We start from the raw sequence: 7709 nt of genomic DNA on the forward strand, positions 1-7709 counted from the left end.
ATGTTCAATTTCAATCACTGGATCGAAGTGCTGGAAACCCATGCCCGGCATTTTCCGCAGCGCGCGGCCCTGCATTTTTTGCCGGACGGCGTCGAGATCGGCGAAACCCTGACCTTTGCCCAACTGCACGAACAGAGCCAATCCCTGGCAGCGGCCCTGCAAGCGCGCTATGCGCCGGGTGATCGCGTGCTGTTGATGTTGCCCAGCAGCCTCGACTACGCCCGGGCGTTTTGCGCCTGTCTCTACGCCGGGCTGATCGCCGTGCCGCTGTTCCCGCCGCCGTCGCGCAAGCCTCGACATCTGGATCGCGTGCGCAATGTGGTGGTGGATGCCGAGCCGGCCCTGATCCTCGCCCCGGCCGATCATTGTGAAAACCTGCGCGAGCTGGTCGAAGGCCGGGTCGATGTAGCGACAGTCGAAGACCTCGGCGCCCCGCCCGCCAGTCAATGGACGCGCCCGGATGTCGATGGCGCGACCGTGGCCTTCCTGCAATACACCTCCGGTTCCACCGGCACGCCAAAAGGTGTGGAAGTGCGCCAGCGCAACCTGATCGCCAACGTCGAGCTGATGCGCCAGGCCTACGGTTTCGACGAGCACGGCGGCATGGTCAACTGGCTGCCGCTGTACCACGACATGGGCCTGATCGGTGGCCTGCTGGCACCGCTCTACAGCGGCATGCCCTGCTATCTGTTGGCCTCGCAGACGTTCGTCAACGCGCCGTCTACCTGGCTCCAGGCGTTGAGTCGTTACCGCGCCACCGCCAGTTTCGCCCCCAATTTCGCCTATGCGCTGTGCAACCGCGTGGTCAGCGACAACCTGATCGCGCAACTCGACCTGAGTGCCTGGCAACACGCGATCAATGGTGCCGAGCCGATTCATCCCGGCACCCTTGAAACCTTCGCCCAGCGCTTTGCCGTCTGCGGCCTGAACCCGCTGGCGATCAGCCCCGGCTACGGCCAGGCCGAAGCCACCTTGTGCGTCAGTGCCACACCGGCCAATGCCCTGCCCGTGGTATTGCGCCTGGACAAGGCCGTGCTGGAAACCGGTCGCGCAGCCATCGCGGCCACCGATGCCGCCGCCGTGGAATTCGTCGCCTGTGGTTATCCGCAGGCCTTGCACGGCATCGCCATCGTTAACCCGCACACCCATGAACGTTGCGCCGCCGACCAGATCGGTGAAGTCTGGCTGACCGGCCCGAGCAACGCCGAAGCCTACTGGAAGAACCCCGAAGCCACCCGCGAAGCGTTCCAGGCGTGCATCGTCGGCGAACCCGGGCATTACCTTCGCTCCGGCGACCTGGGTTTCATGCACCAGGGCCAGGTGGTGATTTGCGGCCGGGTCAAGGACCTGCTGATCCTCAACGGCCGCAACCTCTACCCTCACGATATCGAATTCGCCATCACCGATGCAGAGCCGGGCATCCGCACCGGACGCATCGCCGCGTTTTCGGAAATGGACCCGCTGCTGGGTCGCGAGAAGCTGGTGATCGTCGCCGAGCCCCATCGCAAATATGTCTACCCGGCCCATCACCCGGCACTGTTCGCCTCGATGCAGAACGCCGTGCGCGAAGTCGCCGACTGCGGCATCGACCAGATCGTACTGGTGGAAGCCGGCACCATTCCCATGACCACCAGCGGCAAGATCGCCCGTCAGGGGTCGCGCAAGCAACTGGCCGCGGGCACCTTGAACATCATTGCCCAATACGGTGGGCAGACCAGCGCCGATGAGGAACGCATCGAGCGTGCACAACTGCTGGAACGGGTTGCCCTGGCCGACGAAAGCGCCCTGCCCGCCTGCCGCCAATGGCTCAAGCAAACTCTGCGCGAGGTCAATCCGTATCTCATGGTGGACTTCGACCAGAGCCTGATCAGCCTCGGCCTGGACTCCATCAGCGTTGCCGACTTCGCGGCCCGCCTGCATCAGGACCTGGGCTTGAATCTCGACACGCAACGCCTGTTCGGCGAGCAGACGCTGGACGAATGGGCCCAGGCACTGCTGGATTTCCTCGGTGAAGCGTTGCCTGATTCCACCGCTTCGATCGAAGGCTCCAGCGTCGATCAGGATCACGGCCGGCAATCCTTCGCCCAGAGCCGACTGTGGTTCCTGCGTCAACTCGATCCGACCGACACCCGCCACAACCTGGTGCTGCATCTGCGCCTGCTCGGCGCGCTGGACACCGAAACGCTGGCGCTGCGACTCAATACTCTGGTCGACCGCCACAGCGTCCTGCGCACCGTCTACCACGACGGCGTCGACGGCCCGCAACAACGGATCCTGCCGACTGCGGACGTGCCGTTGACCTGGCATGACCTGCGTCATCACCCCATCGCCGTGCAACAACAAGCGCTGGCTGATCGGCTGGAGCGGGAACACGCGACACCGGTCGACCTGCAAAACGGCCCGCTGCTGCGCGCGCAATTGCTCAGCCGCGACGACCAGCAACACGACCTGCTGCTGACCCTGCACCACATCGCCTTTGACGGACGTTCGACGCAATTGTTGCTGGCAGAGCTGGCCCTTGGAGGCGTCAGCGAACGTCCGCTGCAGTACCTGGATTTCGCCCGCTGGGAAGCCGCGCACTGGAGCGCCGAACGCATCGCCGCCGAACAACAGTTCTGGCGCGAGCATCTGGCAAACGTGCCGCAAACCCTCGCCCTGGGTGGCAACGGCCAGATCGCCGGCGAGCACAGCCTCAACTTCACCCTGCCCCAGGCCAACTGCGAAGCGCTGACGGCACTGGCCCGCGAACACGGCATGACCCTGTTCATGCTGTTGCTGGCCAGCTATCAACTGGTGATCAAGCAACTGGGCGGCCAGCAGCAATTCCTGCTGGGCACCGACGTCAGCGGCCGGCCATTGGCCGCGCACAACGACGTGATCGGTTTCTTCGTCAACCAGTTGACCCTGCGCTGCGACCTGCGTGGCGAACCGACCCTGGCCGCTTTCCTTGGCCAGGTGCGCGATGAGGCACGGCTGGCCTACGCCCATCAGGGCCTGCCTTTCGATCTGGTGGTGTCGGCGCTGGCGCCGCAGCGCCGTCCCGGTCACTCGCCGCTGTTCCAGGTCAAGCTCAACTACCAGCCGTCACGGGTGAACCCGACCGATATCGCCGGTGCCCGCATGACCTCGCTGGACGTGGCGCAAGCCCCGGGCGATTTCCACCTGGTACTCGACCTGATGCACGGTGCCGAAGGGATCGACGCGACCCTCAAGTTCCGCGGCGAATTCTTCGACCGGGACCGTGCCCTGCGCCTGCAACACCTGTGGACCCGCCTGCTGGGCGAGACCCGCGATCTGCTCGACCTGTCGCTGCCGGCACTGGCCGAACGCCTCGACACCTGGGACCAGGCGTTCCAGCGCGAACGCCAGCAGTCCCAAGCCCTGGCCGGTCGCGGCCAGATGCTGCAAACCAAACGTCGCTCATTGACCCTTTAACCGAGTTGGATGCCTTTATGTCTATCGTGCCCCCACCGTCCCGCGCCCTTGGCGGCGTGCGTCGCAAAGCCATGAACGTCTCGGAACAACAGCTGGTCAGCGAGCGCCTGCTCAGCCCGGACCACGCCCTGCCGCTGGTGATCGAGCCGGCGGTCAGCGGTGTGGACCTGGTCGCCTGGGCGGCCAAGGAACGTGAGAACCTCGAGCAAAAACTGCTGCAATACGGCGCGATCCTGTTTCGCGGGTTCTCCGTACTGTCGGTGGAGCAGTTCGACCAGGTGATCGCCGCCCTGTCCCCCGGCGCGCTGGAGTACATGTTCCGCGCCTCACCGCGCACCCGCGTCGGCGGCAACATCTACACCTCGACCGATTACCCGGCCGACCAGATGATCTTCCCGCACAACGAACACTCCTACTCGCCGCGCTTCCCGCTGCGCCTGTTCTTCTACTGCCACATCCCGTCCGAGACCGGCGGCGAAACCCCGATTGGCGCGACCCGCGCAGTAAAGGCAAAAATCAGCCCGCAGATCGAAGCGCGTTTCCGCGAAAAAGGCGTGCTGTACGTGCGTAACTACGGTGACGGTTTCGGCCTGCCGTGGCAGACCGTGTTCCAGTCCGAAGACCGTGGCGAGGTGGAAGCCTACTGCGCCAGTGTCGGCATCGAAGTGGAGTGGAAGGAAAACAATCGCCTGCGCACCCGCCAGCGCGGGCCCGCCGTGGTCCGTCACCCGGGCACCGGCGAAGAGGTGTGGTTCAACCACGCCACCTTCTTCCACATCAGCACCCTGCCCCCGGCGATCCGCGACTCGTTGCAAGGCAATTTCACCGATCTCGACCTGCCGACCAACACCTTCTATGGCGACGGCACACCCATCGAAGCCGATGTACTGGAGTCATTGCGAGCGGCCTACCTCGACTCGCTGGTGCGCTTCAGCTGGCAGCAGGGCGACGTGTTGTTCATCGACAACATGCTCGCGGTGCACGGTCGCGAACCCTTCACCGGCAATCGCGCAATCATGACCGGCATGGCGCAAGCCCTGCTGCAGAGTGACGTCGCCGTCTGATTTTTTCCACGGGCGAACAAGCTGATTTGCACAGGCTCAGCTGATTTCGATCAGTGAGCCTGCGTGCCTCTGTTGCCCCGGTTTACCCCCAATTCCCAGTCGAGTTGAACATGAGCGGACTCCAAGGTTTTCGTATTTCGCCACAGCAGGCGTCGGTCTATCAGCATACCCACGGCGTCGCCGAGCACCCGCTCAGCTGCCGTTTGCAGTGGTCGGTTGCCTCCCCCGTGACCGCCGAGCTCCTGAGCCAGCGCTTGAACGCCCTGATCGCCGACAGTGAAATCCTGCGCACCCGGTTGGCGCCCGTGCCGGGCCTGCGCTTTCCGGTGCAGGTGATTCACGACAGCATCGAACTACCGGTCGTGGTGCAAGACTTACGCGCACTCGATCCAGGCCAGCAGGACGCTGCCCTGAGCCAACTGGCCACGCAACCTCGCGACTGGACGCTGCCGCTGGCCGTGACGCTGGTGCAACTGTCGGACGGGCAATCGGTGCTCGACCTGGCCGGGGCCAGCAGCCACTTTGACCTGGGCAGCCTGAAACTGCTGGCGGCCGCTTTGCTGCAGGACGCCAACCCCGCGCTGAACGACGCCTTGCAAAACGAGGCCCTGCAATACGCCGACTACGCCGAATGGCGCTGGAGCCTCACGGAAGACGAACCCGACCATCCGGGGGTGAATTTCTGGAAAGCCCTGGCACAGAGCGAACAACCGCCCCTGCAGCTGTCGCTGGAGTCGGCGTCGGGCAAAGGTTTTGCCCCGGCACGCGTGGACCTTGCCCTGCCGCCAAGCCTCGCCGCTCATCCGGCCCTGACTTCGAACCTGATGCTGACCGCCTGGGCCGTCCTGCTCGGCCGCCTCGTCGGTCAACAACAGGTGGCACTGACGGTCATCCACGAAAGCCGTGGCCCGGAACTGGAAAACGCCTTGGGCCTGTTCGAACAATGCCTGCCGGTGCGCTTTGACCTGGACCCGCAAACCACCCTGCTGGAACAATGCAAAAACATCGCCGCCACCGTCGAACTCAGCGCCGGCTGGCAGGACTACTACACCCACAACCTCAATGGCGGCTATGGCTTCGCCTGGCGTCAGGCCGATGCCAGGGAACGCCATGCCAACGCGGTGTTGAACCCGCTAAAAGCCTGCCTCAACGTGAACCAGACCACGGATGCTGTTCAGGCCCACGTGATTTACGACCGTCACTTGCTGAGCGCCAATGCCGCCGCTTGCCTGGGCGAACAATGGCTGCAACTGCTGCAAGGCGCGCTGGCCGAGCCACAACACCGCTGGGCGCAACTGCCGCTGACCGGCCCGCTGCAAGTGCAGACCCTCGACAACACCCCGACCGCACCTGCGATTGAACCGGTGACGCTGGTCGAGCTGATTGCCCGTCAGGTGCTGCAACAGCCGAACGCCATTGCCCTGAGTGACAAGGATGGCGACCTCAGCTACGCCGCGCTCGATGCCTGCGCCACCCGGTTGGCCCATCAACTGCGGGCCGCCGGCATCGGTGCCGGCGTACCGGTGGGCATCCTGTTCGGCCGTGGCAATGCGGCCATCGTCGCCATGCTGGCGGTGTTGAAGGCCGGGGGTGCCTATGTGCCGGTCGATCCGACCTACCCGGTGGAACGCCGTGCCTATATGCTCGCCGACAGCGCCATCGCCCATATCGTGGTCAGCGCCGAACTGGCCGACAGCGTGCCCGCGAGCCTGCAACGCTTCGCTCTCGACGACCTGACGCCTTCCGATATCAGCCATTTACCGCCACTGCCAGCGCCTCAGGCGGACGATCTGGCCTACCTGATCTACACCTCCGGATCCACCGGCGCCCCGAAAGCCGTGGAAATCAGCCACGGCGCCCTGAGCCTCTCGACCCAGGTGCGCATGACTTCCTACGGGAAACCGGTGCGTGCCTACCTGCTGCTGTCGTCGTTCGCCTTCGACAGCTCGGTGGCGGGGATTTTCTGGACCCTGGCCCAGGGCGGGCGCCTGGTCTTGCCGGCCACCGGCGAAGAACTGGAGATGCCGCGTCTGGCGCAGTTGATTGCCCAACACCGGGTCAGCCACGGCCTGTCGCTGCCATCGCTGTATCAGGCATTGCTCGATCAGTTGCAGCGCACCACCGGCACCGACAGCCTCGAATGCTGGATCGTCGCCGGTGAAGCCTGCCCGCCTTCGTTGATCACCCAGCACAGCCAAGCCTTGCCCAACGCGCAACTGGTGAACGAATACGGTCCCACCGAAGCCACGGTCTGGGCTACCTATGAAGTCCTGGACCCGGACCGGGAACTGAGCATCGGTCGACCGATTGCCGGCATGGACCTGCGCGTGCTCAATGAACAGGGCATCGCCAGCGGCATCGGTGAGCCGGGGGAAATCGTCCTCGCCGGCCCGACCCTGGCCCGGGGTTACCGCAACAAACCCGAAGAAACCGCCAAGGCCTTCGTCACCCTGGCCGACGGCACCCGTGCCTACCGCACCGGCGACCTGGCTTGCTGGCTGGCGGACGGGCGCCTGGCATTTCTCGGTCGCAAGGATCATCAGGTCAAGCTGCGCGGCTACCGCATCGAACTGGGCGAAATCGAACGTCAACTGTGCAGCCACAGCGATGTGCGCGAAGCCGCGGTGATCGTCCAGGAACACGCCGCCGGCAAGCGCCTGCTGGCCTACATTCTGGCAGCCCACGGTTATGCGCCGGATTCGGAAGCGATCAAGCGTTTCCTCGGTGAACGCCTGCCTTCTTACATGGTGCCGGCGCGGGTGTTGACCCTGCCGACCTTCCCGCGCACGCCCAACGGCAAGCTCGACCTGCGCCAGTTGCCCGACCCGGACCAGTTCGACGAAAGCGCCTTCGTCGCACCGCGCAACGCCATGGAAACCGCCCTGCAAGCCATCGTCGCCAAGGTCCTGAAGCTGGAGACCGTGAGCGTCACCGAGAACTTCTTCGCCATTGGCGGCGACTCGATTCTCAGCCTGCAAGTCGTGGCCCAGGCCTTTGAGCAAGGCATTGCCCTGTCCGCCAAGCACGTGTTCGAAGGCCAGACCATCGCCGCCATGGCCGAGGTCGCGCAACCGGTGACGGCGCAAAACACGCAACCGCAGCCCGAGAGCACCGAGTTCAGCGCCTCGGGCCTGTCCGATGACGAAATGCAGGCGCTGATGGCCGAACTCGACGAAAACGAATTTTGACTGGCTGCCCGACTCTCCGCGC

3 protein-coding genes are annotated in these 7709 nt (G+C 64.6%); all 3 read left to right on the forward strand.

All coding sequences use genetic code 11. The features are described 5' to 3' along the window. Entirely contained in the window at positions 1-3435 is a 3435-nt protein-coding gene (locus tag BJ917_RS05550) for a condensation domain-containing protein (protein WP_121102496.1), read from the forward strand. Between the two features lie 17 nt (positions 3436-3452). Then, positions 3453-4499, forward strand: a complete 1047-nt coding sequence (locus tag BJ917_RS05555) for a TauD/TfdA family dioxygenase (RefSeq protein ID WP_121102498.1) — start codon at positions 3453-3455, stop codon at positions 4497-4499. A gap of 110 nt (positions 4500-4609) precedes the next feature. Further along, positions 4610-7687, forward strand: coding sequence for an amino acid adenylation domain-containing protein (locus BJ917_RS05560; RefSeq protein ID WP_121102500.1), 3078 nt, complete (start codon positions 4610-4612; stop codon positions 7685-7687). Positions 7688-7709 lie beyond the last annotated feature (22 nt).

Origin of the sequence: Pseudomonas sp. WPR_5_2 (assembly GCF_003634475.1) — a bacterium.
In the GTDB taxonomy this organism is placed as follows: domain Bacteria; phylum Pseudomonadota; class Gammaproteobacteria; order Pseudomonadales; family Pseudomonadaceae; genus Aquipseudomonas; species Aquipseudomonas izuensis.